The sequence below is a fragment of the Leifsonia sp. GW821-FHT13C05 genome (genome assembly GCF_058806515.1).
This window is the reverse complement of record NZ_JBXAPT010000001.1, coordinates 810,513-836,048: the sequence shown is the minus strand read 5'-3', so window position 1 is coordinate 836,048 and position 25,536 is coordinate 810,513. Positions and strand designations below refer to the sequence as shown.

Below are 25,536 nucleotides of genomic sequence, written 5' to 3'. Positions count from 1 at the left end.
CTGCTCTGAGCAGGAGGTGGCCCCAAGTCCGTCCTCGACCTGTGGCGGGTACAGAGAGCGAACAGCAATGCATATCCTCGATTCCGTCGACGCCGCGTCCCTGAAGTCGGACATTCCCGACTTCCGCGCGGGCGACACCGTCAAGGTTCACGTCAACATCATCGAGGGCAGCCGCTCTCGTATCCAGGTCTTCCAGGGCGTCGTCATCGGCCGCTCCAACGAGGGCGTCCGCGAGACCTTCACGGTCCGCAAGGTCAGCTTCCAGGTCGGCGTCGAGCGTACCTTCCCGGTGCACTCCCCGGTCATCGACAAGATCGAGGTCGTCACCCGCGGAGATGTCCGTCGCGCCAAGCTCTACTACCTGCGCGAACTGCGCGGCAAGAAGGCGAAGATCAAGGAGAAGCGCGACAACTAGGCTTCTCGGCTCACGCCGGAAGACCTCGACGCGCGGCATCCGCCCACGCATCGGCTGAGCTCCCTGTCCCATACACTTGGGCAGGGAGCTCAGGCGGTTAAATGACGGACGAAGCAGTGCCCACCCGGTCGGACCGCGTGGCTCAGGAACGGCGCGGCGCGCGCAGGCGCAGCAGGAGCAGGCGGCGGAGCGTACGACTCTTCCTCCGCGACCTCGCGGTGATCGTGGTGGTCGCCATCCTGGTGTCCTTCCTGGTGAAGACCTTCGTGGTCCGCTCGTTCTACATCCCGTCGGCGTCGATGGAGAACACGCTGCAGATCAACGACAGGATCATCGTCAACGAGCTGGAGCCCGGGCTGTTCCCGATCAGCCGCGGCGATGTCGTCGTGTTCCGGGATCCTGGCGGCTGGCTCCCTCCGCAGCCGCCCAGCAGGGAGAGCCCCGTCTCGCAGGCCATCGACCAGGCGCTGACCTTCATCGGCCTCTCCGCTTCCGACAGCAACGATCACCTCGTGAAGCGCGTCATCGGGCTGCCGGGCGACCACGTCGCCTGCTGCAACGTCGACGGAAGAGTCACCGTGAACGGCAGCCCGCTGGACGAGCCGTACGTGCTGCTGCAGCCCGGGCAGAAGAACGCCGCGACACTCGCGTTCGATGTCACGGTTCCGAAGGGCGAACTGTGGGTGATGGGGGATAATCGGTACAACTCCCAGGACTCGTCGCGCAACCAGAGCCTGCCGGGTCACGGCTTCGTCCCGATCGACCACGTTGTCGGGCGGGCGTTCGTGATCAGCTGGCCGACCAGCCGGTGGACCTGGCTCGACAACTACCCCGAGGTGTTCCGCGGGGCGGAGGAGGACAAGCGATGATGGCGCCGGTGAGCCCCACCCTCCGGTTCGAGAAGTCCCTCTACCGCACGGGTGTGACCTCGATCGTCGGCGTCGACGAGGTCGGCCGCGGCGCCCTGGCCGGACCGGTCGCGGTCGGGATGGTCGTGATCGACACCGCGGTGAAGCGCATCCCGGTCGGCCTGCGCGACTCGAAACTGCTGCCGGAGGCCGCCCGTGAGGCGCTGGAGCCGCACTGCCGCAAGTGGGTGCTGCACCACGCGGTCGGCATGGCGTCCGCCGCGGAGGTCGACTCGCTCGGCATCATGCGCTGCCTCGGACTTGCGGGCGCTCGGGCGATGGAACTGCTCGAGCAGGGCGGGGCGCAGATCCGGGAGAGCACCCTCATCCTGGACGGCAACTACGACTATCTGAACCCGGTGCTGATGCGCCCGGCCCGCGTGGTGACGCGGATCAAGGCGGACAGGGACTGCGCGTCGGTCGCCGCCGCCAGCGTGATCGCGAAGGTGCACCGCGACCGGCTGATGATCGAGCACAGCGCCGACTATCCGGGCTACGGCTGGGCATCGAACAAGGGCTACTCCAGCCGCGAACACTTCGACGCCATCGCCGAGCTCGGACCGAGCGCGCTGCACCGGCTGACCTGGCTGCGGGATGCGGCAACGCTCCCCATTCCGACATGACCCCTCCGTCCGGCATAGACTTGACGAACAATGGATGAAGACGAGTTCGACGACTACGACCGCGAGGTCGAGTTGGCTTTGTACCGCGAATACCGGGACGTCGTCTCGCAGTTCAAGTACGTGATCGAGACCGAGCGCCGGTTCTACCTCGCGAACGAGGTGGAGTTCGTGCGCCGAGACACCGAGCACGACTTCTACTTCGAGCTGACGATGAACGACGTGTGGGTGTGGGATGTGTACCGTTCCGACCGCTTCGTGAAATCGGTGCGCGTGCTCACGTTCAAAGACGTGAACATCGAGGAGCTGTCGAGCAAGGAGTTCGAGCTCCCGAAGGAACTCGCGCTCGACGAGTAGCTCGGCGTTCTTCTCCACAGCCTGACCGTCTTCGGCAACTCTCCACAGATTCCTTCCCGGCTCCCTGCCACCGTCCCCTCCCCATGAGGCTGGACGTGGGAGGCAGCAATGGCAGCGAAAGACGAGTTGGGCCGCCGCGGAGAGAACGTGGCGGCGGAGTGGTTCGAGCGGCGAGGGTTCGTCGTGCTCGACCGGAATTGGCGATGCGCGTCGGGTGAACTCGACCTGATCGTCCGCGGCGACGGCGTGACGGCGTTCGCCGAGGTCAAGACCAGGACGTCGGTGGCGTTCGGCCATCCGTTCGAGGCGATCACCCCGGCGAAGGCCGCGCGTCTCCGACGCCTCGCGGCCGAATGGTGCCGCCAGCGCGGCCCGGTGCCCGGCCGCATCCGGATCGACGCCATCGCGGTGATCGACGCCTGGAGCGCACGCCCGTCGGTCGAGCACCTCGAGGGCGTGGCCTGATGCCGCTCGCCCGCACATACGCCATCGCCCTGAACGGGGTCGACGGCAACGTGGTCGAGGTGGAGGCGGACATCGCCGCCGGCCTGCCCGCGTTCTCGCTGATCGGCCTCCCCGACGCCGCTCTCGGCGAATCCCGCAAGCGGGTGACCTCCGCCGCGATGAACGCCGGCTGCCCGCTGACCCAGCGCAAGCTGACGGTCAACCTGTCCCCGGCCTCCCTCCGCAAGCAGGGCTCGGCGTTCGACCTCGCCATCGCGGTCGCCGCCCTCGCAGCGGCCGGAGACCTCAGCGCGGAGTCCGCGGCAGCCGCCGTCCACCTCGGCGAACTCGGACTCGACGGCCGCGTCCGTCCCGTCCCGGGCATCCTGCCCGCCGTCATCGCGGCCAGGGCCGCCGGTTTCGCGCGCGTCCTCGTCCCCGCTGCCAACGCGGAGGAGGCGGACCTGGTCGACGGGGTGGAGGTGGTCGCCGTCACCAGCCTGCGCCACGCGGCGATCCACCACGGAAGCGATCTCGAGCCCGTGGATGTCGTGCCGGTGGGTGCTGCGGTTGTCGGTGCGCCTGCCACCGACTCGGCGACAGCCCGCGCGCATCCCGAGCCCGACATCGCCGACGTGGCGGGAAACGAGGAAGCCATCGAGGCCCTCGTCGTCGCAGCCGCCGGCGGCCACCACCTCTCGATGATCGGACCACCGGGCGCCGGCAAGACGATGCTCGCCACGCGCCTCCCCGGCCTTCTCCCCGACCTCACCGACGAGCAGGCCATCGAGGTCACCTGCATCCGCTCTCTCACCGACGCGGGCATCGCAGGCCGTGGCAGCACCGGCGACCCGTCATCGTCGCCCCACGGCCTGATCCGCCGCCCACCGTTCGAGTCCCCGCATCACACGGCCTCCGCCGCGGCGATCGTCGGTGGTGGAACCACCCGGATCGTGCCGGGCGCGATCGTCCGCGCCACCCACGGCGTCCTTTTCCTCGACGAGGCCGCCGAGTTCCCGCCGTCCGTCCTCGACTCCCTCCGCCAACCACTGGAATCCGGAACGATCACCATCCACCGCGCCACCGGCACGGCAACCTTCCCCGCCCGCTTCCAACTGGTCCTCGCCTCCAACCCGTGCCCCTGCGGCCGCTACGGCTCACCCGACGAGGAATGCACCTGCACCCCCATCGCCCGCCGCCGCTACCTGGCCCGCCTCTCCGGCCCCCTCCTCGACCGCGTCGACATCCGCCTCGCCGTCCGCCGCGTCGGTCTCGCCGCCCTCCGGATCCGTTCGGACCCGGAGGCCTCGCCTGCGCCCGCGACCGGAACGGCGAGTGCCCTCCTCCGAGAACGCGTGGTGATCGCCCGGGCTACCGCGGCGGCCCGCCTCGCCGGCACCGACTGGACCAGGAACGCCGACGTCTCCGGCGCCTGGCTCCGAACCGGCGGCCTCCGTCTCCCACGCGCGACGGTCGGAGCCCTCGACCGAGCCCTCGACCGCGGCGCCATCACGATGCGCGGCTACGACAGAACCCTCCGCCTCGCCTGGACCATGGCCGACCTCGACGGCGCATCCACCCCCACCGGCCACCACATCGGAGCCGCCCTCTTCCTCCGACGGGGAGCAGCGTGATGCCCCGCCTCGTCGTTTGAACCCACGCAATACCCCAAGGAACCACCGTGAACGAACCATCTCTGACTCCCGCCGGAACACCTGCCGCGGAAACGTCTCCAGCACCACCGCGTATCCGGGTGGCTGAACGCACCTGCGTCCCGTGTCCGCTCCGAGCCTTCGCCCTGGGCACGAGGCGCCCATCCGGACGTCCGGAGCCGCGACGATGACCCCCACGGATTTCCTCGGCATCCCGCACGCGGACCTCGCCGACCTTCTCCGCCCCGTCACCCCGATGGCGTCTGTGCTCACCGACACCACCCCAGCCGGCAGCGAGCGCCCACCGGGCTCTGGCGACCGAGCCCAGGCGGATGACGGCGCGCGCGAACCCCGACTCACCGAGGACGGGGTCCACGCGCTGGAGACGAGTTTCGCCTGGGCAGCCATCTCCACCCTGATCGAACCAGGGGACACCGACGCCCGGCTCCTCTCCGACACCCTCGGCCCCCGGGAGGCACTGCGAAGCATCGTCGTCGGAGATCCGGCAGACACCGTGCTCGGCCGTCTGCGCGAGGTGGACGAACTCGCGGCCGACACGCTGAGCCGCCGCCTGACCGCCGCCCTCGAACGCTGGAAGCCGAGAATCGCACTCGCCACCGCCACGCGGGCTCTCACGTCGGCGGCGCATCTCCACGCCACCCTTCTCACTCCCGCCGACGATCACTGGCCGTCAGCCCTGGATGCCCTGGGTCACGGCGCCCCGCTCACCCTCTGGGTGCGCGGAGACCTTGCGCGCCTCCGCCAGCTCGACCGCTCGATCGCGCTCGTCGGAGCCCGCGCATCCACCGGCTATGGTGAGCACGTCGCGATGGAGAGCGCGGCCGCGCTCAGCGACAAGGGCTTCGCCATCGTGTCCGGCGGCGCCTACGGGATCGACGGCGCAGCGCACCGAGCAACGCTCGCGAGCAACCAGACGACCGTCGCCTTCCTCGCCGGCGGGGTCGACCGCCTGTATCCGGCCGGGAACACCCGGCTCCTGCAGCGCATCGCCCAGCGGGGGTTGCTCATCGGTGAACTTCCGTGTGGTTCGCCGCCCACCCGCTGGCGTTTCCTCCAGCGAAACAGACTGATCGCCGCCGTCGCGACAGCCACCATCGTCATCGAGGCAGGCAGCCGTTCCGGATCCCTCAACACGGCGGGCCACGCGGCAATGATGGGTCGGCCGCTCGGTGCGGTCCCCGGCCCGATCACGTCCCCCGCCTCGTCGGGCTGTCACCGCCTCATCCGCGAGTACGACGCCGTCTGCGTCACCACCCCGGACGAGATGGCCGAGCTCGCCGGCGACCCGTTCCCACCGGATTCGGCCGGAGTGGGGGCGCCGATGGGATGCAACAGGCCGATGACGCCTGACCGGGCCCCGTCGAATGAGCGGGGCCCGACGATCGAGCTCCTGGAACCAGACCGACACCCATCCCCACACCCATATGTGGCCGCAAACCAGCCTCCCGCCTTCGCCGAATCCCCGCAGGTGGACGGGCACGACGTGCGACTCAGAGACGCGCTCAGCGCACGGACCCCACGCAGCATCCCCGACATCGCGGCCAGGGCAGGTCTTTCGCCATCCGAGGTCATGGCCACGCTCGGCCGGCTCGAGCTCGCCGGTCAGGTCACGGAAGACGGGGGAGGGTGGCGCACGACGCGCTGAGCCGTGCAGAGCGTTGGGTGCGTGGCGTTGGGGCGTGGCGTTGGGACGTGGCGTTGGGACGTGGCGTTGGGACGTGGCGTTGGGACGTGGCGTTGGGGACCTGGCGTCGGGGACCTGGCGTCGGCGACACCACCAAACCGAGCGGCAGCGGGGAGTCGCCGCGCGCGCCGGCCGGTCGTGGGGGAGGCTGGGAGGGTGCAACTCGCCCGGGCTATCGACGACTTCGCCGTGCATCTCACGGTGGAGCGGGGCTATTCGCCGCAGACGGTGCGGGCGTACCGGTCGGACCTGACCGGGCTGGCGTCGTTTGCGGCTGGGCGGGGAGTTGAGGAGACGTCGGGGCTGAGTCTTGAGGTGTTGCGTGATTGGCTGTGGGACTCGTCCCAGCACGGTCTGTCCAAGGCGACACTGGCTCGACGGTCGGCCTCCGCGAAAGGGTTCAGCGCGTGGGTGGCCCGGCAAACCGGGGACGACAACGATCCGGCCGTCCGGCTGCGGGCGCCGAAGGCGGACAAGATGCTGCCGCGCGTGGTCAATCGCACGCAGATCGACGCGCTCCTCGCGCGACTCGCGGCGCTCGCCGAAGATGGGGATCCCGGTCGGGTGCGCGACCTGGCCGTCATTGAACTGCTGTATGCGACCGGTATTCGTGTGTCCGAGCTGACCGGGCTGGATGTCGACGACGTCGACCTGGACCGGCTGACCGTTCGTGTGCTGGGGAAGGGGGCGAAAGAGCGGGTGGTTCCGTTCGGCGTTCCCGCTCAGACGGCTGTCGTCGACTACCTTCGACGTGCGCGGCCGGTGCTCGTGACCGAGCGGTCCGGGGCGGCGCTGCTTCTCGGGCCCCGCGGGGCGCGGCTCGGATCACGCGCGGTCTATGGGCTGGTCGCCGGACTGCTCGCGGACATCCCGGGCGGGGGACCCTCTGGCCCTCACGCACTCCGGCACACAGCCGCGACGCACCTGCTCGACGGCGGTGCCGACCTGCGTGCTGTGCAAGAGCTGCTCGGACACGCCAGCCTGGGGACGACGCAGATCTACACCCACGTCTCCACGGAACGGCTCAAAGAGAGCTACCGCACCGCCCACCCTCGCGCCTGACGCACGCTCTGCGGCGGCGCTCGCCGGTGGATGCAGGGGGAGTAGCACCGCCCTCGGCACGCGGTCGAAGAACAGCAGGGGAGAGACGTACTCGCCGTCCACGCGCACGCCGACGTGGAGGCAGGTCGCTGCGCAGTGGCCGCCGTCTGCGACGTGGCCGAGGAGCTGGCCGGGTGCGAGTTCCGTTCCCAGCGCCAACTCCGATGCGAGGGGCTCGTAACTGGAGAGGATGCCGTCGCCGTGGTCGAGCGTGAGGACCGGGCGATCGACGACCGTGCCGACGAACTTCACCGTGGCTCGGGCGGGGGCCGTGACCGGTACCGCCGCCCCGGTGCCGGAAGCGACAGCGAGGTCGATGCCCCTGTGCCCTGCCGCGTACGGCGTCGGGGGAGCCGCATACGCGTTCGACAGCACGGCAGGCTGCACCGGCCACGCCCACGCGCCTGGCTGGGTGGTGGCGGTGATGGCGGCCGTGGCGGAGGCGGTGGCGGAGGTGGTCGCCGTCGCGGAGGTGGTGCTGGCCACCGCATCCGCTGACCTGGCTGCAGCAAGCACTCCGTTCAACGCGAGCACCAACGCCAACACCCGCAGCCCCACCCGCCCCACCAAACCTGCCACACCCGCATCCCCTCCACGCTCGCTCACCACTTCCATACCTCCACCCTGTCCGCAGCACCCCCTCCCTCCCGCCCCGGCAGAAAACCCGTGGACAACACGCCGGTCCCGCCTCCTGTGGAGAACTGCGCCCAACACACCCGGCCCGACGCCCGCCCTTGCCCCCACCCGCCTTCGGAGTATCGTGTGGGTCGCCGGTTCGCCGCAGCCAGCGGCAGCCCGCAGCGAGCGGCAGCCCGCTGCAGCCGCGGCCAGCCGCGCGCCGTACAGCCACAACCGAAAAAAGGTCTTACATGTCTGAGCAGCAGAAGGCGTCGTCGTCGGCGTCAGCCACAGCGTCGTCGGATGCGAATGTGCCCAAGCCGACCGGAGCCATGCGGAGGAAGGTCATCGGGCTGGCGATCGCTGCAGCCGTCGGTGGCTTCCTGTTCGGTTTCGACTCGTCCGTCGTCAACGGGGCCGTCGACTCGATTCAGAAGCACTTTGCCCTGAACGCGTTCGTCACCGGGTTCATCGTCGCCATCGCCCTGCTCGGCTGTGCCGCCGGTGCGTACATCGCCGGACGCCTCGCCGACCGCTGGGGCCGTCTGAAGGTCATGCTGCTGGGCGCCGTGATGTTCCTGGTGAGCTCGATCGGGTCCGCGCTGGCGTTCTCCGCGTGGGATCTGGGCATCTGGCGCGTGATCGGCGGTCTCGGCATCGGGATCGCGTCCGTCGTCGCCCCCGCATACATCGCCGAGATCGCTCCGAAGCAGTCGCGCGGCAGCCTCGCGTCGCTGCAGCAGCTCGCCATCACCATCGGTATCTTCGTCGCCCTCCTCTCCGACGCTCTGCTCGCCGGGGTCGCGGGGTCCGCATCCAACCAGCTGTGGCTCGGGATGGAGGCCTGGCGGTGGATGTTCCTGGTGGGCGTGATCCCGTCGGTCGTCTACGGCATCCTCGCGCTCACACTGCCGGAGTCTCCGCGCTTCCTGCTGGCGAACGGACGCCACGACGAGGCCAAGGCGATCTTCTCCACGCTCGTTCCGGAGAGCGACGTCGACCGGCAGATCGCCGACATCGAGCGGGCCATCGCCGAGGACAAGGAAGGCAAGAAGGCCACGCTGCGCGGCAACAGGTTCGGGCTCAAGCCGATCGTCTGGATCGGCATCATCCTGTCCGTGTTCCAGCAGTTCGTCGGCATCAACGTGATCTTCTACTACTCGACCACCCTGTGGCGGGCGGTCGGGTTCACGGAGAGCAATTCACTGCTCATCACCGTGATCACCTCGGTCACGAACGTGGCCGTCACCATCGTGGCCATCCTGCTGGTCGACAGGGTCGGGCGGCGTCCGATCCTGCTCACCGGGTCGATCGGCATGACCGTGTCGCTCGGCGTGATGGCGCTGGCGTTCGCGTTCTCCGAGAAGGTCGACGGGGCCGTCACCCTTCCCGGAGCATGGGGACCGATCGCGCTGGTCGCCGCGAACCTGTTCGTGGTCTGCTTCGGGGCGTCGTGGGGTCCGCTGGTGTGGGTGCTGCTCGGCGAGATCTTCCCGACCAAGATCCGCGGCAAGGCGCTCGGCGTCGCCGCAGCTGCGCAGTGGATCGCGAACTTCGTGGTCACGATCAGCTTCCCGCCGATGTCCGACTTCTCCCTGCCGTTCACGTACGGGATGTACGCGATCTTCGCGCTGCTGTCGTTCTTCTTCGTGTTCTTCAAGATCCCGGAGACGAATGGGATGGCGCTCGAACACGCGGAGACGCTGTTCACGAACGCGGGCAAGAGCCGCGGTCCGCAGGTGCGGTCGACCGGCGACACCGTCTGACGTCGGCGCGCCCGACGGCCCGCCGTTCCTGGTAAGCTGTCTGAAGCACTCCGCCCGTCGGAGTGACTACGCGTGCCCACACGACCCTCACGGGTCGAGGCCTTCGGGTCTAAGCCTTCACCGGCTGGCGCGACATCCACCGGTCTTCTTTCTCCAGCGGTCATCCGCGCGGTGATCGAAGCGGATGCGCGCGCAGGGCACCAGGAGCGGCGGCCACTCGGCCGCCACTGACAAACCGCAACGCGCATCCGCCTGCCGGCGCAGAACGCCCTGGCTCCGGATGCCCAGAAAAGGAGAACGGCATCATGGCCGTTGTAACCATGCGCCAGCTGCTCGACAGCGGCGTCCACTTCGGACACCAGACCCGTCGCTGGAACCCGAAGATGAAGCGCTTCATCCTCACCGAGCGCTCCGGCAGCTACATCATCGACCTGCAGCAGTCGCTCGCGTACATCGACAAGACGTACGAGTTCGTCCGCGAGACGGTCGCCCACGGTGGCACCATCCTCTTCGTCGGCACGAAGAAGCAGGCCCAGAACGCCATCGCCGAGCAGGCGACCCGCGTCGGCCAGCCCTACGTCAACCAGCGCTGGCTGGGTGGTCTGCTGACCAACTTCCAGACCGTGTCGAAGCGTCTCGCTCGCATGAAGGAGCTCGAGGAGCTCGACTTCGAAGGCACCACGAGTGGCTTCACCAAGAAGGAACTCCTCATCAAGAAGCGCGAGCTCGACAAGCTGCACAAGTCGCTCGGCGGCATCCGCAACCTGTCGAAGACCCCGAGCGCTCTCTGGGTGGTCGACACCAAGAAGGAGCACCTCGCGATCGACGAGGCCAAGAAGCTGGGCATCCCGGTCATCGGCATCCTCGACACCAACTGCGACCCGGACGAGGTCCAGTACCCGATCCCGGGCAACGACGACGCCATCCGCTCCGTCAGCCTCCTCACCCGCATCGTCGCCGACGCAGCGGCAGAGGGCCTCATCCAGCGTCACCAGAAGCCGGAAGAGGGCACCGAGCCCGCCGAGCCGCTGGCCGAGTGGGAGCAGGAGCTCCTGAAGGCGTCCGGCGAAGAGGTCCAGGCCAGTGCCGAGACCGAGAAGGCGGCAGACGCCGACCTCGCTGAGGCCAAGGCGGACTCCGCTGAGGTCGTCGCCGAGGGCGAAGCGGTCGCAGAGGCCGTCGCCGAGACCGAGGCTGCCGACGAGGCCGCCGCCGTCGCGACCGACGACGCCACCGAGGCGGTCGTCGAGGCCGAGACCGAAGCCAAGTAGTCCGCTTCCTCACCACACAGTTTCAGAAGACAAGGGTTCTCAACGAACATGGCAAACATCAGCATCGCTGACATCAAGGCCCTGCGCGAGCAGCTCGGCACGGGCATGGTCGACACCAAGAAGGCGCTCGAGGAGGCCGATGGAGACATCGAGAAGGCCACCGAGATCCTGCGCCTGAAGGGTGCGAAGGGCAACGCGAAGCGTGCAGACCGCTCCACGAGCGAAGGCCTCGTCGCGGCCAAGGAGAACGGCGAGACCGCCACGATGATCGAGCTCGCCTGCGAGACCGACTTCGTCGCGAAGGGCGAGAAGTTCGGCGCCCTCGCCGAGAAGGTCCTCGACGCGGTCACCGCCGCGGGCGCCACCACGGTCGAGGAGGCCCTCGCGGCCCCCGCCGGCAGCCAGACCGTCGCCGAGCTCATCGGCGACGAGGCAGCCATCCTCGGCGAGAAGGTGGAGCTGCGCCGCGTGGCCGTCGTCACCGGCGAGCACTTCGCGATCTACCTGCACAAGACCTCCAAAGACCTGCCCCCGCAGGTCGGTGTCGTGCTCGGCTACGCCGGCGACGACGCGGAGACCGCGCGCAGCATCGCTCAGCACATCTCGTTCGCCAACCCGGAGTTCCTCACCCGTGAGGACGTCCCGGCGGAGGCCGTCGAGAACGAGCGTCGCATCGTCGAGGAGATCTCGCGCAACGAGGGCAAGCCGGAGGCGGCACTGCCGAAGATCATCGAGGGTCGCCTCGGTGCGTACTTCAAGCAGGTCGCGCTCCTCGAGCAGGACTATGCAAAGGACAACAAGCTGAGCATCAGCCAGGTGGTCAAGGACGCGGGGATCACCGTGTCCGGCTTCGCCCGGTTCAAGGTCGGCGCCTAGCAGCACCATGAAGGAGTCCGGATCGTCTCGTACGATCCGGACTCCTTTTCTGTGCGCATGCCGACCGCGTTCGGTACAGGGCTCGCACACCCACTAGCTTTAACGAGATCGCTTACGGAAGGACTCATTACGCATGTCGGAATCCAACAAGAGGCGCAGGGTCCTTCTCAAACTCTCCGGTGAGGCGTTCGGTGGCGGCCAGCTCGGCGTCAACCCGGACATCGTCAGCGCCATCGCCCGCGAGATCGCGCAGGCGGCGCAGGACGTCGAGATCGCCATCGTCGTCGGCGGAGGCAACTTCTTCCGCGGCGCAGAGCTGTCGCAGCGCGGCATGGACCGCGGCCGCGCAGATTACATGGGGATGCTCGGCACCGTCATGAACTCGCTCGCCCTGCAGGACTTCCTCGAGCAGGCAGGCGCGGAGACCCGCGTGCAGTCCGCCATCGCGATGACCCAGGTGGCCGAGCCGTACATCCCGCGTCGTGCGGAGCGTCACCTGGAGAAGGGCCGCGTGGTCATCTTCGGTGCCGGCGCAGGCTTGCCGTACTTCTCGACGGACACCGTCGCCGCCCAGCGCGCCCTCGAGATCGAGGCCGACGTGGTGCTCGTCGCCAAGAACGGCGTCGACGGCATGTACGACGACGACCCCCGCACCAACCCGGATGCGCGCAAGATCGACCAGATCAGCCACCAGGACGCGCTGCAGCAGGGTCTCAAGGCCGTCGACTCGACCGCGCTCAGCCTCTGCATGGACAACGGGATGCCGATGCGCATCTTCGGCATCGAGCCGGCGGGCAACGTGACCGCTGCGCTGCTCGGCGCCGAGATCGGCACCCTGCTCGGCTGAGGCTGCCGCCGCAACCGCCGCCCGCAGCATCCGCCCGCATCCGGGGCTCTAGACTAGAAACCGTTCCACCGACTGAAGGAGAGACCGTGATCGCGGATGTGATTTCCGACGCCACCCAGCGCATGAGCAAGACCGTGGAGGCGGCGAAGGACGATTTCAGCACGGTCAGTGCGGGTCGCGCGAACCCCGCGCTCTTCCAGAAGGTGCTCGTCGACTACTACGGTTCCCCGACGCCGCTCGCGCAGCTCGCCGGTCTGCAGAACCCGGAGGCCCGCGTCCTGCTCGTCACGCCGTACGACAAGTCGGCGCTGAAGGAGATCGAGAAGGCCATCGTCGCGATGCCGAACATGTCGGCGAACGTCGGCAACGACGGCGACATCGTGCGCGTCACCCTGCCGGAGCTGACCGAGGAGCGCCGCAAGGAGTTCGTCAAGATCGTCCGAACCAAGGGCGAGGACGCGAAGGTCGCGATCCGCAACATCCGCCGCAAGGCGAAGGACGACCTGGACGCCCTCAAGAGCGAGGTCGGCGACGACGACGTGGCACGCGGTGAGAAGGAGCTCGAGAACATCACCCGCTCGCACGTCGACGCCGTCGACGACGCACTGAAGCGCAAGGAAGCCGAGCTCCTCGAGGTCTAGGCGCTGATGACCAACGACACACCGGGCGATCCTGAGAAACCCGTCATCCCCAAGCGGGGCCGGTCGGTGTCGAAGGCCGAGTTCCGAGCCCAGGTGCAGGCCACCAGGGCGGATTTCGAGCGTCAGGTGCTCGCCCGCAAGGCGCAACTGGATGCGACGAACGAGCGCATCGCGGAGCGCACAGGCCGCAACCTGATCCTCGCGATCCTGATCGGCGTCGGCGTCGGCGCCCTCCTGCTGTTCAGCCTGATCTTCATCAAGGAGATCTTCCTGGTGTTCGGGATGGCGATGGTCGGCTTCGCCGGCTTCGAGCTGACCCAGGCGTTCCGCGGGGCCGGCCACCGCGTTCCCCGCACGCCCACGCTGATCGCCGCGCTGGCGATCGTTCCCGCATCGTTCTTCTTCCACGCGGGCGGGCAGCTCGTTTCGCTGTCCGCCGGCATCCTGTTCGTGGTCGTCTGGCGTCTGATCGAGGAGGCCGCGCGACCGGATGCGCGGCGCGGGGGAGCGGCGCTGGTCCGCGACCTGACGTGGAGCGTGCTCGTGCAGCTCTACGTCGTACTACTCGGCAGTTTCGCGATCCTGCTGCTCGCGGAGGACGGCGGGGAGTGGTGGGTGCTGGCGTTCATCATCCTGGTGGTCGCCGTCGACACCGGTGCCTATGTGAGCGGGCTGTCGTTCGGCAAGCACCCGATGGCTCCCACCATCAGCCCGAAGAAGACCTGGGAAGGCTTCGCGGGCGCCGCCGTGACGAGCGTGATCGCGGGGGTGTTGCTCTCGGTGTTCATGCTGCACATGACGTGGTGGTTCGGCGTCGTCTTCGGCATCGCGCTGCTGCTCACGGCCACCCTGGGCGACCTCGCCGAGTCGCTGATCAAACGCGATCTGGGCATCAAGGACATGAGTTCCTGGCTGCCCGGCCACGGCGGCTTCCTCGACAGGCTCGACTCGATCCTGCCGTCCGCGGCGGTCACGTACGCGCTGTTCCTGATCTTCGGATGACACAATAGGGGGGTGAGCACCTTCCCCCGCACTCGCAAATCGGTCATCGGGTACGACACCGAGCAGGTCGACGAGTTCCTGCAGACAGCGCGCCGCGCATACGACGGAGGCGCGGCAGACGGCGGCACGGCGGACGACGCGCCGCTCCTGACCGCCGCAGACATCCGGCACACCGCCTTCGCGATGAAGAAGGGCGGATACTCGACATCGCACGTCGACGCCGCTCTCGAACGCCTCGAGGACGCCTTCGCGGCGCGCGAGCGGGAGTCCGCGCGGACCGCGATGGGAGACGCCGCCTGGTTCGAGCAGGCGCGCACCACGGCGCAGGTGATCCTCAACCGGCTGGAGCGTCCGGCGGGGGAGCGGTTCGAGCGCGTGAGCTTCCTGACCTACGGATACAACAAGGGCGACGTCGACCGTTTCGCCACCCGGCTGTCGCGGTATTTCCAGGACGGACGACCGATGAGCGTCGAAGAAGTGCGCACCGTCACGTTCCGTCCGCAGCGCGGCGGATACCGCGAAATCCAGGTCGATCTGCTGCTCGACGGCGTGACGGATGTGATGCTGGCTGTTCGCTGAGTATGGGTGGGCTGTGTTGGCAGTTCGTCAATTGTTCGTTATGGTTCTGTGATCGTGGGTAGACGAGAAGCAGAGATCATTCCGCTGTCTCCGGCCAACCCGGTCGGCGTAGCGTTCAAGCGACCCCGGCGTCCGCACATCCGGTCGCGTGCGGCCCTCTACGGTTTCGCCTTCACGGCGGCCGTCGGCTTCGCGCTCGTGAATGTGGTCGACCCGTATTCGGGATCGGCGGCGACCCCGGCGTACGCGGACACCGTGCAGGCGACCAGCCGGTTCGGCGACGCCCCCGTGCAGTCGCTCACCGCCCCCGGTTCGTACACCGCGACGGTCACGCGCGAGGCCATGACGGTCAAGCCGAAGCCGAAGCCCGTCGTGGTAGCGCCTCCGAAGCCCGCCGCGACCTCCAGCGACTCCGGCTCCGACTCCGGATCCGGTGGTGGAGCACCCGCCGCCGGCACGCCGGACCCCGGTTCCGCCCAGGCCATCGCGTACCAGATGCTGCAGGCGCGCGGCTGGGGAGACGACCAGTACAACTGCCTGGTGTCGCTCTGGAACCGCGAATCGGGCTGGAACGTCTACGCCTACAACGCGGGAAGCGGCGCATACGGCATCCCGCAGGCGCTGCCCGGCAGCAAGATGGCGTCGGCCGGTCCGGACTGGCAGAACAGCGCGGCCACGCAGATCACCTGGGGGCTCGGCTACATCTCCGGGCGCTATTCGACGCCCTGCGGCGCGTGGAGCCACTCGGAGAGCTCCGGCTGGTACTGATCCCCTCGGGAGCATCCTGAGCGGTCAGCGGCGCTCTGAGCGCCGGATGGCGGCTGCAACGGTCACACCGGCCGCGAAACGGTAGCGTTGATGCATGGAGTTCGCGCTGATCGGTGTCATCGGGGTGATCGTCCTCGTCACCGTCTCGAAGTTCTCGAAGCAGCTCGGCGTCGCGGCTCCGCTGGTGCTCGTGCTCGTCGGGGTGGCCAGCTCGTACATCCCCGGCCTGCCGACTCCGATCGAGGTGCCGCCCTGGGTGATCCTCTCCGCGGTCCTCCCACCGCTGCTGTACGCGGCGGCGATCCAGGTGCCGCTGATGGACTTCCGACGCAACCTGGGCACCATCTCGGCGCTGTCCGTGGGCCTGGTGATCGTGACGGCCGTGATCGTCGGCGTCGTGCTGCACGCGCTGCTTCCCGGACTGTCGCTCGCCGAGGGCATCGCGCTCGGCGCTGTCGTCAGCCCGACGGATGCGGTGGCCGCCACCGCGGTCGCCAAACGTCTCGGCCTTCCCGCCCGGCTGGTCACGGTGCTCGAAGGCGAGAGCCTGGTCAACGACGCGTCGTCCCTGGTGCTCCTGAAGTCGGCGCTGGCGGCGACGGCGGCCGTGGTCAGCATCGGATCCGTCGCCTGGAACTTCGCGTTCTCCGTGGTGGTCGCCATCGTGATCGGGCTCGTCGTCGGCATCGTCACCGTATACTTCCGTTCCCGGCTGAACGACTCCGTGCTGGAGACCGCGATGTCGTTCGCCGTGCCGTTCATCGCGTACATCCCGACGGAGGAACTCGGCGCATCCGGGATCCTCGCGGTGGTCGTCGCGGGGCTCTACACCGGCCACAACGCTGCGAGGAAATTCAGCGCGCAGGCCCGCATCGCCGAGCGGCTGAACTGGCGCACCGTGCAGTTCGTGCTGGAGAACGGCGTCTTCCTGCTGATGGGCGTGCAGCTGAACACGATCATCGGCAGCGTCCAGAGCGACAAGGAGTCCATTACCGTCGCCACCGCCGTGGGCATCGGGCTGCTGCTCTGCGTGCTCCTGCTCCTCATCCGGGCCGCGTTCATGACGCCGATCGTGATCTGGCTGCGGGCGACGCAGCGCAGGGCGGCGGAGCTGGAGGACCGGGTCAGCGCGGGCCTCGACCGGGTGCGCAACAGGGATGAGCCCACCACCGAGCGCGGGCACCGGCGCTGGCGGCGGCTCACCCGGTATCTGGAACGGCGCTCGGCCGACATCACCGAGCTGCAGGAGTCACCGATCGGCTGGCGTGGTGGCGCCGTGCTCACCTGGGCTGGGATGCGCGGGGTCGTCACGCTCGCGGCGGCCCAGTCGCTGCCGGCGGACGGCAGCATCCCGTACCGGGCGGAGCTGATCCTGATCGCCTTCACCGTCGCGCTCGTCACGCTGCTGGCCCAGGGAGGAACGCTGCCGCTGATGATCCGGCTGCTGCGCGTCTCCGGCACGGACGCCGCCGCCGACCGGCGAGAGCTCGCCGGCCTGCTCGAAGAGCTCAGCGAGGCGGGCATCGCCGCGCTCGAGAACCCGGAGATCCCGCTGGCGGACGGCCAGAAGCTCGACGACCAGGTGGTCGATCGGGTGCGGCAGGACACGCTGCTGCGGGTGGAGGCCGAGTGGGAGCGCGTCGAGCGCGAGGAGCAGGAGGAGGAGACCGTCGGGCCGCACCAGCAGTACCGCGCGCTGCGGGCCGCCGTGCTGGATGCCGAACGCGCCGCGCTGCTCGAAGCGCGCAGCAGGGGGAACTACTCGTCGCGCATCCTGAGCAGGGCGCAGACGATGCTGGACTTCGATGAATCGCGGATGGCGCAACGCGAAGACCGGCCGTGAATCGGGCGTTTAGACTGGACAGATGCCGCGCAGCAACCGTCCCCGAGGTCGCCAGGGCCGGGTGCCCGGCGACGACGACGAGGAGAACGGCCTCGGCCGTCTGCTCGCGGGCTGGCGGCAGACGGAGACCCGCCGTGGCGTGGTCTGGAACGTGCAGCCCGTCTCCGCGCTCCAGGCGCAGAAGAGCTACGTCTGCCCCGGCTGCGGAAAAGACGTCGCCCCGGGCGTCGCGCACGTGGTCACCTGGCGCGCCGACGGCGTGATGGGCGACGCTGCGGACATCGCCGCGCGGCGGCACTGGCACGCCCACTGCTGGAAGATCAGCTGACGAGAGAGGTCACGTCCGTGACGACTGCCCCCACCGAGATCCGCGGCGCCATCGAGCTGCCTGCACGACGCGAAGACATCGAGCTGCACACGCGCGACGGCCTCACCCTGGTCGGCGAGCTGGCGAGCCCGCTCGACCGTCCGCCGGTCGCGACCCTCGTCACGCTGCACCCGCTGCCGACGGGTGGCGGCTTCATGGACTCGCACATCCTGCGGAAGGCGGCGGGGCGGCTGCCGGCCCTGGCCGACATCGCCGTGCTGCGCTTCAACCTGCGCGGGGTGACGTCGCCGCGCGGCACCAGCCAGGGCGCGTTCGGGCACGGCGTCGACGAGCGGTACGACGTGGAGGCGGCGATGGACTTCGTCGCGGAGCGCGGACTGCCGAAGCCGTGGCTGGTCGGCTGGTCGTTCGGGACGGAGCTGGCGCTGATGTACGGACGCCAGTATCCGGTCGCCGGGGTGATCCTGCTCTCCCCGCCGCTGCACCGTGCTAAGCCGGAGCACCTGGCGGCGTGGGCGGGGGACAGCCGCCCGATCGTGGCGCTCATCCCGGAGCACGACGACTACCTGAAACCGGATGCGGCCGCCGAGCGGTTCGCGCCGCTTCCGCAGATCGAGCTGGTCGACGTTGAGGGCGGCAAGCACCTGTGGGTCGGCGAGACGCAGACCAGGCGCGTGCTGACCGAGATCGTCGCGCGCGTGAACCCGTCCGCGCTTCCTCTGCCGACCACGTACCCGCCCGTCGACTAGCGACGACGACGGGCGCCGGCGCCGCGCCGCGGGCTAGAGCTCGTTCTGGCGCGGGATGACGACCTGCTTGATGATGAGCAGGATCGCGGCGGCGAACGGGATGGCGATCAGCGCGCCGAGGATGCCGAGCAGCGTTCCACCCGCGAGAGCGGCCACCACGACCAGGGCGCCGGGCACGGCCACCGCGCGGTTCATGATGCGCGGGCTGAGCACGTAGGCCTCGACCTGCATGTAGATGATGTAGTAGATCGCTGCAGCGATGGCGGTCGGCGGCCCCGCCAGCAGACAGACCGCTGTGATGATCACCGAGCCGGTGATCGTGCCGACGAGCGGGATCAGCGAGAAGAAGAACGCCACCGACGCGAGCAGGATCGGGAACTTGGCGCCGATGATCGTCAGGAAGATGGCGCTCAGGACGCCGTTGACCAGTGCCAGCGCGACCTGCCCCATCACGTACTTGCCGACGGAGTCGGTGATCTGGTCGCCGAGGTCGGCGAACCGGGAGCGCTTGGAGGCGGGCACCAGCTGGTAGGTCGCGCGCTTGATGCTCGGCAGCGACGCCGTGAAGTAGATGGTCAGGATGATGATGATGATCCCGCCGAAGACGCCGCTGACGATGCCGATGCCGGTCTGCAGCACCTGCGAGGTGATGTTGGGCAGGTTCTGCTGCAGCCACTTGGTGACGGCGTCGATGTTGTCCTGGTTGACGATGGTCGGGAACTGGTGCTGCAGCCCCTCGAACCACTTCTCCGCATCCCCGTGGTTGACCCAGCCGATGATGCCCTGGATGAGCTGGGACAGCTGGTCGACGGCCACCGGCACGATCGCCCAGATGAGCAGAGTGACCAGCCCGATGATGACCACCAGGGTGACGGTGAGCGCCGCCCAGCGCGGGAACTTGCGCCGTTCGAGGAACGAGATCAGCGGCTCGATGCCGAGCGCGATGAAGAGGGCGGCGCCGATGTACGTGAGGATCGTCGCCAGGTTGACGATCGACGTCAGGAGCAGGAAACCCAGCCCGACCCCGAGGGTTCCGATCAATCCGACGCGGAACGGGTTCAGGATCTTCACGGGGCCCCCACGGTGCTCTTGGTCAGTCTCTGTCGGTGGTCACCTTCTCGGCCTGCTGCAGGACTCCACGCAGGTTCTCGAAGTAGCCGGCAACGGCTTCGCGCTCAATCCTAATCTGGGCCAACCGCTCCTCGGCGTCCGCCACCAGGCGGCGTGTCCGTTCGTCGGCGTCCTCGATCAGCGCAGCTGCGCGTTCCTCGGCTTCGGCGACGATGGTACGCCCAGTTTCGTCCGCTTCGGACTTCGCCGACTTGATTGTCGTGCGCGCCTCGTTCTCGGCCTTCTCCGCCTCCGCACGCGCCTGCGCTGTGCGCTTGACGGCGTCGGCGAGCTGGGTGTTGGCCTCGTCGAGGTACTTCTGGGTCTGGGCGACCGCTTCCTGGTGCCGGAGCAGGTAGTCCTTCTCGGCCTCGTCGCGGCGCGCTTTGAGCTCGACGTCGAGGTCGATGCGGGCCTGCTCGATCTCGCGGGTGCGCGCATCCACGGTCTCGAGCACCTCGGTGCGCATCGTGGTGAGCTCGGTGTCGAGGGCGGACCGCGCCTGCACGGACTCTTGCTCGAACGCGCTGCGCAGGGAGGCGAGCTCGGCTTCCAGCGCCGTGCGTGCCTCGGCGACCTCGGCGGCCAGGGTCGCGCGCGCCTCCGCGGTCTCCCGTTCGAGGGCGACGCGGGCCTGCTCGGTCTCCGCCGCGAGGTCGACGCGGGTCTGCTCCGCCTCGCGCTGCAGGGCGAGGCGCTGCTGCTCCCTGTCGTTCTCCAGCTCGTTGGCGGTCGCCTCGCGCTGGTCGGCCAGGTCGACGGCCGTGCGGCGGGTGTCCTCCGCGAGCGTGCTCTGGATGCGCTGCACCTCCTCGTCGAGGCTCGACTTGGTCTGCTCGACCTCGGCGGCGAGGGCGGACTTCGTCTGCTCGACCTCGGCGGCGAGGGCCGACTTCGTGGTGGTGACCTCGGTGTCGAGGGCCGACTTCGTCTGCTCCACTTCTGCGGCGAGGGCCGATTTCGTCTGCTCGACCTCGGCGGCGAGGGCCGACTTCGTCTGCTCGACCTCCGCGGCGAGGGTGGTCTGGGTCTGCTCGACCTCGGCGGCCAGCTCAGCCTTGGTCTGCTCGACCTCTGCGGCGAGGGCCGACTTCGTGGTGGTGACCTCGGTGTCGAGAGCGGACTTCGTCTGCTCGACCTCGGCGGCCAGGGCCGACTTCGTGGACGTCACCTCGGCGGCGAGTTCCGACCGGACGTTCGCGGTCTCCGCCGCGAGGGCGCTGCGCTCGCGTGCGAGCTCGTCGGCGAGCGAACTCCTGGCCGTGTCGACCTCCTCGGCGAGGGATGCGCGCAGCTCGGTGGCCTCCGCATCCAGTTCGCGGCGCTGTCGCTCGGCGTCCGCGGCGAGGGCCGCCCTGGTCTGCTCGACCTCGGTGGCGAGCGCGGTGGCCGTCTGCTCGCGGTCTGCGGCGAGGGAGGCCGCCGTGGTCGCGCGGTCGGACTCGAGCTGCGCCCTGGTCTCGGTCGCCTCCTTTTCGAGGGCGGTTCTCGTCTGCAGGACCTCGTCGGCGAGTTCCTTCCTGGTGCGCTCGACCTCCTCGGCCAGGGCGCTCCTGGTGGTCGCCGCTTCGGCGTCGAGGGCACTCTTCGTGGTGCTGACCTCGGTGGCGAGGGCGCTCTTGGTGGTGGTGACCTCGTCCGCGAGTGCGCTCTTCGTGGTCGTGACCTCGTCCGCGAGCGCGCTCTTCGTGCGGGTGACCTCGTCGGCGAGCTCCTGCTTCGTGCGGGTGACCTCGTCGGCCAGGGCGCTCTTCGTGCTGGTGACCTCGTCGGCGAGCGACGACCGCGTCTGCTCCACCTCGGCGTCCAGCGACGCCTTGGTCTGCTCGACCTCGACCGCGAGGGCCTTCTTGGTCTGCTCCACCTCGGTCTGCAGCGCGAGGCGTGTGGTCTTGGACTCGTTCTCGAGGTCGGCCTTCGTCTGGGCCGCCTCCGCGGCGATGGCCGCCCGCTGCTGCTCGACCTCTGCTGCGAGGTCAGCGCGCGCCTGGGCGGCTTCGGCGGCGAGGGCGTTGCGCGTGCTGGTTTGCTCCGCCTCGAGGCGGTCCGCCGTCTCCGCCACCTGCCTGGCCAGGTCGAGCCTGGTCTGCTCGGACTCGCGCTCGAACGCCGCCCTGTCCTCCGCGAACGCGGTGGCGAGCTCGGTGCGCCTGGTCTCGATCTCGCGGTCGAGCTGGGCGGCCTCTGCGCGAGCGGCCTCCGCCTCCCTGGTGGCCACGGCCTTGAGCTCGGCGGCCTCTCTGTCGGCCTCCGCGCGGACGGCGGACGCCTCGCGCTTGCTGGTGGCCCTGACCTCCGCCGCCTCCGTGGCGACGGCGCCGCGGATCGCCGCGGCCTCGCGCATCGCGTCGGTGAGCAGCGTCTCCTTGTCCGCCCTGGTCTTCTCCAGCAGCTCGGCCGACTCGATCTGGGCGTCCTCGATGGCGGTCGTCGCGCGGGCCCTGGCGTCGGCCAGGATGCGCTCCGCCTGCTGGGATGCGGTGGTCTTGATCTTCTCGACCTCGGCTGCGACTCCGGCGCGTAGCTTCTCCGCGTCGATGTCGGCCTGCGCGATCAGCCGGGTGGACTGCTCTTCGGCGACCCTGAGGGTGTTCTCCAGTTTGGTGCCGAGGCCGGAGAACGTCGGGCTGCCGACCTCCTCGATCTCCGCGTTGAGCTCCTCGACGCGCACCTGCAGGCGCTTGATCTCCTTGGTGGCGTCCGCGGCCTGCGTGTTCGACTTGATCAGGTCGCGGCGCAGCTCCTGCAGGGCCTTGTCGACCTCGTCCTTGTCGTAGCCGCGGAAGACCTGGGTGAAGTTCGATTCGTCGGTGGCCACTTCATACTCCTGAAAGCTCGGGGGGTGCGGCGCCTGGCGTGCACCCCGACGATCCTACATTTCAAGCCAGGGGCGCGCACCGGTGGACAGTGCATCCGTGGAGGCAATGGTTAGACGGCTCCCAGGGTGACCCGGTATCTTTGTGTAACTGTGCCTCCCGTCGTCTCCGGCACAGAAGGAGCTTGCTTGCGTTTCGTACTCGCCATCGTCGCGTTCGTCGTGGCGGCCGTCATGATCGTCGCGGGAATCGCCCAGCGCACGGTTTTCGCGCCCCCGTCGCAGATCGCCGCGACCACGACTGTCAAAGGCGACCCTCGATTCATCGTGATCGACGGTGCCGTGCTGAACGCACATCCCGGGCAGCAGACCCTGTCGGTGAGCGGCGGAGACGCCAAGTCGCAGGTGGTCGCGTACGGCAGGACCGCCGACGTGAAGGCCTGGCTGGGCTCCGAGAAGTACGTGAGCCTCGGGCTCGACAAGACCACCGGCGACATCACGATGAAGACGGTCACCACCAAGACGACGGACGGTGAATCGACGTCGACGGCCACTCCCGCCCCGACGTCCACCCCGGCCGCTCCCGCCGACCCGGCGACGACCACCCCGGCGGAGGGCGCGACGACGGGCGACGCGGCCGCCACGCCGAACCCCAACCCGGCCGGCTCCGACATGTGGCTGGAGGAGTTCGACGGCGAAGACGCGCAGGTCACCAGGATGAACGTCCCGGACAGCATCAGCGTGATCGTCGCCGGAGACGGCACGAAGGCTGCTCCGAACCAGATCCGCGTCACCTGGCCGGTGGACTCGAGCACCCCGTTCGCCTTCCCGCTGATCATCGGCGGCCTCGTGCTGCTGGTGGTGGGCATCGGCCTCTACCTCTGGGGCCTGTACGCCATCCGCAAGTCGCGTGGCCCGCGCAGGAAGGGCGGGCCGAAGATGCCGAAGCTGCCGAAGGCGCCCAAGTACAAGCCGTCCAAGGCCGTCGAGGCCACCCCGAAGGGCCGGCGGTCGATCAGGCGCTCGATGGTCGCCGTGCCGATCACCCTCGTCGGCGCCCTGGCGCTCAGTGGATGCTCGATCGGCTCCGTGCAGTCGTCCTCCGTCCCGATCCGCACGGCGAGCCCCATCACCACCGAGCTGCCCAAGGCCAAGGACCAGCTTCCCCCCGCCGTCACCGTGCCGCAGCTGGAGCGCATCGTGAAGCGCATCTCCGCCACGGCGACCACGGCCGACGCGAAGGCCGACCCGGCCATCGCCAAGCAGCGCTTCACAGGTCCTGCCCTGCAGCTGCGCGAGGCCAACTACGCCATCCGCGCCAAGAAGGCGGACGAGCCCGCTCTTCCGGCCATCCCGGCCAGCCCGATCGTGCTCTCGCTCCCGCAAGCCACGGACACCTGGCCGCGCACGGTCACCGCCGTGGTGGAGACGCCGAAGGACGCCAACGGGGCGGCCCAGGCTCCTCTCGCGCTGACGCTGGTTCAGGAGACCCCGCGCGACAACTACCTCGTGACGTACGCCGTCTCGCTCGAACCGAAGGCCAAGGTCCCGAACCTCGCTCCGGCCAGCATCGGCTCCGCCGTCGTGCCGCCGGACTCGAAGCTGCTGAAGCTGCCCCCGAAGGAACTCGCCGCCGCATACGGCGACGTGCTGATGAACGGGGACGCGAGCACGTCCGCCGCGCTGTTCAGCCCGGAGGGCGACACCCTGCGCACGCAGGTCGGCGCCGAGTGGAAGGCGCAGCAGAAGGCCGAGCTGCAGCAGAAGTTCGGCGCGACGTCGTCGCTCGACTTCACCAGCGCGGTCGGCGCAGGACCGGACATCGCGATGGCGACCAACGACTCCGGTGCGATCGTCTGGGTCAACCTCGAGGAGACGCAGACCCTGCGCGTCGTCGAGGCCGGAGCGGAAGTGGACGCAGGGCCGACCTCCGCCGCGCTTTCCGGAGTAGCGTCGTCCAAGACGGGCATCGCATCCACCTACGGATACCAGCTGGCGTTCTACGTGCCGCCGGCGGGCTCGTCCTCCAAGATCACCCTCCTGGGCTTCGCCCAGGGCCTCGTCTCAGCCAAGGAAGTCCAATGAGCCAGATCCCGCCGAGCCCCACGAACCTGCGCGGAGCCGTCGACCTCACCTCGCTCGTGAACCGGGCCATGACGTCCGGGCAGCCCGCAGCGGCCGGCGCGGCCGCCGGAACGGCACCGGCGGGGGAGCAGGGCGGCGACGTCGCCCTGCCGAGCCTCTACTTCGAGGGCACGGACGCCAACTTCAACGACTTCCTCGACCTCTCGATGACCGTCCCGGTGGTCGTCGATCTGTGGGCTGAGTGGTGCGAGCCGTGCAAGCAGCTCAGTCCCATCCTGGACAGGCTGATCGCCGAGTACGGCGGCCGCCTGGTGCTGGTGAAGGTCGACGTGGATGCGAACCCGCAGCTCACGCAGGCGTTCCAGGCGCAGTCGATCCCCGCCGTCGCCGCCGTCATCGGCGGACGCCCCGTGCAGCTCTTCGCCGGGGCGATCCCGGAGCAGCAGGTGCGCGACGTGTTCGAGCAGCTCCTGCAGCTCGCCGCCCAGAACGGCGTGACCGGACGCGCGGCCGTCGACGGCGCAGCGGTGCCGGAGGCCGGAGACGCGGCGGAGCAGGCGGAGCCGACGCCGGAGCCGCTTCCCCCGCACCACGCGGAGGCGTACGAGGCGATCGAGCGCGGCGACTTCGACACGGCGATCGCCGAGTACAAGACCGCGATCGCCCAGGACCCGCGCGACAGCATGGCCGTCGCCGGCCTCGCCCAGGTGAGCCTGCTCGCGCGGCTGGCAGGAAAGTCGCTCGACGAGATCCGTTCGGCTGGGGCCGCCGCCCCCGACGACATGGACGCGCAGCTGCTGGTGGCCGACCTCGACATCTCCGGCGGACACGTCGACGACGCGTTCGACCGGCTGCTCACGCTGTTCCCGAAGCTCGACGCCGCAGGCAAGGACGCGGTGCGCACGCGCATCCTGGACTATTTCGAGATCGTCGGTGTGGATGACCAGCGCGTCGTGAAGGCGCGGGCTAGGCTGGCGTCGCTGCTGTACTGAGCCGATCACCGGCCCCAGCGGCTTCCGCTCCTAACCGCATCGTA

Annotated in this window: 24 protein-coding genes and 1 pseudogene; 22 read left to right on the top strand and 3 right to left on the bottom strand. The window is 69.1% G+C overall.

The window, feature by feature from the left end:
* The first annotated feature begins 67 nt into the window (after positions 1 to 67).
* The 8 genes from rplS to AC1ROC_RS04025 all read left to right on the top strand — a co-directional run bounded on the left by rplS (position 68) and on the right by AC1ROC_RS04025 (position 7,163).
* Complete coding sequence (rplS, locus tag AC1ROC_RS04060) at positions 68 to 415, top strand: 50S ribosomal protein L19 (RefSeq protein ID WP_085368578.1); 348 nt, start codon at positions 68 to 70, stop codon at positions 413 to 415.
* Between the two features lie 101 nt (positions 416 to 516).
* The gene (lepB, locus tag AC1ROC_RS04055; protein ID WP_085368577.1) at positions 517 to 1,284 is read left to right on the top strand and encodes a signal peptidase I; all 768 of its coding nucleotides are present in this window, start codon (positions 517 to 519) and stop codon (positions 1,282 to 1,284) included.
* Positions 1,284 to 1,946, top strand: coding sequence for a ribonuclease HII (rnhB, locus tag AC1ROC_RS04050; RefSeq protein ID WP_247597419.1), 663 nt, complete (start codon positions 1,284 to 1,286; stop codon positions 1,944 to 1,946). Before lepB ends, rnhB begins: the two co-directional genes overlap by 1 nt.
* 30 nt (positions 1,947 to 1,976) lie before the next feature.
* Complete coding sequence (locus AC1ROC_RS04045; protein WP_055893100.1) at positions 1,977 to 2,300, top strand: DUF2469 domain-containing protein; 324 nt, start codon at positions 1,977 to 1,979, stop codon at positions 2,298 to 2,300.
* Positions 2,301 to 2,408: 108 nt separating this feature from the next.
* A complete protein-coding gene (locus AC1ROC_RS04040; protein WP_492998257.1) occupies positions 2,409 to 2,765 on the top strand; it encodes a YraN family protein in 357 nt (118 codons plus the stop codon).
* Positions 2,765 to 4,378, top strand: coding sequence for a YifB family Mg chelatase-like AAA ATPase (locus tag AC1ROC_RS04035; RefSeq protein ID WP_492998255.1), 1,614 nt, complete (start codon positions 2,765 to 2,767; stop codon positions 4,376 to 4,378). The genes AC1ROC_RS04040 and AC1ROC_RS04035 overlap by 1 nt, the downstream gene beginning before the upstream one ends.
* A gap of 205 nt (positions 4,379 to 4,583) precedes the next feature.
* Complete coding sequence (gene dprA, locus AC1ROC_RS04030) at positions 4,584 to 6,062, top strand: DNA-processing protein DprA (protein WP_492998253.1); 1,479 nt, start codon at positions 4,584 to 4,586, stop codon at positions 6,060 to 6,062.
* 195 nt (positions 6,063 to 6,257) lie between these two features.
* A complete protein-coding gene (locus tag AC1ROC_RS04025) occupies positions 6,258 to 7,163 on the top strand; it encodes a tyrosine recombinase XerC (RefSeq protein WP_492998251.1) in 906 nt (301 codons plus the stop codon).
* A 138-nt stretch (positions 7,164 to 7,301) separates the two neighbouring features.
* Here the strand turns inward: AC1ROC_RS04025 and AC1ROC_RS04020 are convergent.
* Positions 7,302 to 7,577: pseudogene (locus AC1ROC_RS04020) on the bottom strand (peptidoglycan DD-metalloendopeptidase family protein); the annotation flags it as partial.
* On the opposite strand from AC1ROC_RS04020, the gene AC1ROC_RS04015 reads away from it, so the two are divergent.
* The 12 genes from AC1ROC_RS04015 (at position 7,474) to AC1ROC_RS03960 (ending at position 18,490) form a co-directional block, all read left to right on the top strand.
* Positions 7,474 to 8,079: a hypothetical protein gene (locus AC1ROC_RS04015; RefSeq protein ID WP_492998948.1), complete on the top strand. Its 606-nt coding sequence runs from the start codon at positions 7,474 to 7,476 to the stop codon at positions 8,077 to 8,079. The pseudogene AC1ROC_RS04020 and the gene AC1ROC_RS04015 overlap by 104 nt on opposite strands.
* A complete protein-coding gene (locus tag AC1ROC_RS04010; protein WP_168689279.1) occupies positions 8,072 to 9,586 on the top strand; it encodes a sugar porter family MFS transporter in 1,515 nt (504 codons plus the stop codon). The genes AC1ROC_RS04015 and AC1ROC_RS04010 overlap by 8 nt, the downstream gene beginning before the upstream one ends.
* 305 nt (positions 9,587 to 9,891) lie before the next feature.
* Positions 9,892 to 10,857 (top strand): 30S ribosomal protein S2, encoded by a 966-nt coding sequence (gene rpsB, locus AC1ROC_RS04005; protein ID WP_085368560.1) that lies wholly within the window; start codon positions 9,892 to 9,894, stop codon positions 10,855 to 10,857.
* Between the two features lie 48 nt (positions 10,858 to 10,905).
* Positions 10,906 to 11,733, top strand: coding sequence for a translation elongation factor Ts (gene tsf / locus AC1ROC_RS04000; RefSeq protein WP_168689280.1), 828 nt, complete (start codon positions 10,906 to 10,908; stop codon positions 11,731 to 11,733).
* 133 nt (positions 11,734 to 11,866) lie between these two features.
* A complete protein-coding gene (pyrH, locus tag AC1ROC_RS03995; protein ID WP_085368558.1) occupies positions 11,867 to 12,580 on the top strand; it encodes a UMP kinase in 714 nt (237 codons plus the stop codon).
* A gap of 86 nt (positions 12,581 to 12,666) precedes the next feature.
* Positions 12,667 to 13,221 carry a ribosome recycling factor gene (gene frr, locus AC1ROC_RS03990; protein ID WP_085368557.1) on the top strand — a complete coding sequence of 185 codons (555 nt, stop codon included), beginning with the start codon at positions 12,667 to 12,669 and terminating at the stop codon, positions 13,219 to 13,221.
* Between the two features lie 6 nt (positions 13,222 to 13,227).
* The gene (locus AC1ROC_RS03985; RefSeq protein WP_085368556.1) at positions 13,228 to 14,223 is read left to right on the top strand and encodes a phosphatidate cytidylyltransferase; all 996 of its coding nucleotides are present in this window, start codon (positions 13,228 to 13,230) and stop codon (positions 14,221 to 14,223) included.
* A gap of 12 nt (positions 14,224 to 14,235) precedes the next feature.
* Positions 14,236 to 14,802, top strand: coding sequence for a DivIVA domain-containing protein (locus tag AC1ROC_RS03980; protein ID WP_085368555.1), 567 nt, complete (start codon positions 14,236 to 14,238; stop codon positions 14,800 to 14,802).
* A 54-nt stretch (positions 14,803 to 14,856) separates the two neighbouring features.
* The gene (locus tag AC1ROC_RS03975; protein WP_247597373.1) at positions 14,857 to 15,570 is read left to right on the top strand and encodes an aggregation-promoting factor C-terminal-like domain-containing protein; all 714 of its coding nucleotides are present in this window, start codon (positions 14,857 to 14,859) and stop codon (positions 15,568 to 15,570) included.
* Positions 15,571 to 15,664: 94 nt separating this feature from the next.
* The gene (locus tag AC1ROC_RS03970) at positions 15,665 to 17,413 is read left to right on the top strand and encodes a cation:proton antiporter (RefSeq protein WP_492998246.1); all 1,749 of its coding nucleotides are present in this window, start codon (positions 15,665 to 15,667) and stop codon (positions 17,411 to 17,413) included.
* A 22-nt stretch (positions 17,414 to 17,435) separates the two neighbouring features.
* Positions 17,436 to 17,741 (top strand): Rv1322 family protein, encoded by a 306-nt coding sequence (locus AC1ROC_RS03965; protein ID WP_085368553.1) that lies wholly within the window; start codon positions 17,436 to 17,438, stop codon positions 17,739 to 17,741.
* Positions 17,742 to 17,758: 17 nt separating this feature from the next.
* Positions 17,759 to 18,490: an alpha/beta hydrolase gene (locus AC1ROC_RS03960; RefSeq protein WP_434948418.1), complete on the top strand. Its 732-nt coding sequence runs from the start codon at positions 17,759 to 17,761 to the stop codon at positions 18,488 to 18,490.
* A gap of 33 nt (positions 18,491 to 18,523) precedes the next feature.
* On the opposite strand, the gene AC1ROC_RS03955 is transcribed toward AC1ROC_RS03960, so the two are convergent.
* On the bottom strand, positions 18,524 to 19,561 hold the full coding sequence (locus AC1ROC_RS03955) for an AI-2E family transporter (protein WP_085368551.1): 1,038 nt from the start codon (positions 19,559 to 19,561) through the stop codon (positions 18,524 to 18,526).
* A 22-nt stretch (positions 19,562 to 19,583) separates the two neighbouring features.
* Entirely contained in the window at positions 19,584 to 22,418 is a 2,835-nt protein-coding gene (locus AC1ROC_RS03950) for a DivIVA domain-containing protein (RefSeq protein WP_492998243.1), read from the bottom strand.
* A gap of 186 nt (positions 22,419 to 22,604) precedes the next feature.
* On the opposite strand from AC1ROC_RS03950, the gene AC1ROC_RS03945 reads away from it, so the two are divergent.
* Positions 22,605 to 24,500: a DUF8094 domain-containing protein gene (locus AC1ROC_RS03945; RefSeq protein WP_168689284.1), complete on the top strand. Its 1,896-nt coding sequence runs from the start codon at positions 22,605 to 22,607 to the stop codon at positions 24,498 to 24,500.
* On the top strand, positions 24,497 to 25,492 hold the full coding sequence (locus AC1ROC_RS03940) for a tetratricopeptide repeat protein (RefSeq protein ID WP_492998239.1): 996 nt from the start codon (positions 24,497 to 24,499) through the stop codon (positions 25,490 to 25,492). The genes AC1ROC_RS03945 and AC1ROC_RS03940 overlap by 4 nt, the downstream gene beginning before the upstream one ends.
* Positions 25,493 to 25,536: the final 44 nt, after the last annotated feature.

Bases quoted from the DNA above. Each gene is read 5' to 3' on its own strand.
- rplS (WP_085368578.1), top strand. From the start codon at position 68: ATGCATATCCTCGATTCCGTCGACGCCGCGTCCCTGAAGTCGGACATT.
- lepB (WP_085368577.1), top strand. From the start codon at position 517: ATGACGGACGAAGCAGTGCCCACCCGGTCGGACCGCGTGGCTCAGGAA.
- rnhB (WP_247597419.1), top strand. From the start codon at position 1,284: ATGGCGCCGGTGAGCCCCACCCTCCGGTTCGAGAAGTCCCTCTACCGC.
- AC1ROC_RS04045 (WP_055893100.1), top strand. From the start codon at position 1,977: ATGGATGAAGACGAGTTCGACGACTACGACCGCGAGGTCGAGTTGGCT.
- AC1ROC_RS04040 (WP_492998257.1), top strand. From the start codon at position 2,409: ATGGCAGCGAAAGACGAGTTGGGCCGCCGCGGAGAGAACGTGGCGGCG.
- AC1ROC_RS04035 (WP_492998255.1), top strand. From the start codon at position 2,765: ATGCCGCTCGCCCGCACATACGCCATCGCCCTGAACGGGGTCGACGGC.
- dprA (WP_492998253.1), top strand. From the start codon at position 4,584: ATGACCCCCACGGATTTCCTCGGCATCCCGCACGCGGACCTCGCCGAC.
- AC1ROC_RS04010 (WP_168689279.1), top strand. From the start codon at position 8,072: ATGTCTGAGCAGCAGAAGGCGTCGTCGTCGGCGTCAGCCACAGCGTCG.
- rpsB (WP_085368560.1), top strand. From the start codon at position 9,892: ATGGCCGTTGTAACCATGCGCCAGCTGCTCGACAGCGGCGTCCACTTC.
- tsf (WP_168689280.1), top strand. From the start codon at position 10,906: ATGGCAAACATCAGCATCGCTGACATCAAGGCCCTGCGCGAGCAGCTC.
- pyrH (WP_085368558.1), top strand. From the start codon at position 11,867: ATGTCGGAATCCAACAAGAGGCGCAGGGTCCTTCTCAAACTCTCCGGT.
- AC1ROC_RS03985 (WP_085368556.1), top strand. From the start codon at position 13,228: ATGACCAACGACACACCGGGCGATCCTGAGAAACCCGTCATCCCCAAG.
- AC1ROC_RS03970 (WP_492998246.1), top strand. From the start codon at position 15,665: ATGGAGTTCGCGCTGATCGGTGTCATCGGGGTGATCGTCCTCGTCACC.
- AC1ROC_RS03965 (WP_085368553.1), top strand. From the start codon at position 17,436: ATGCCGCGCAGCAACCGTCCCCGAGGTCGCCAGGGCCGGGTGCCCGGC.
- AC1ROC_RS03940 (WP_492998239.1), top strand. From the start codon at position 24,497: ATGAGCCAGATCCCGCCGAGCCCCACGAACCTGCGCGGAGCCGTCGAC.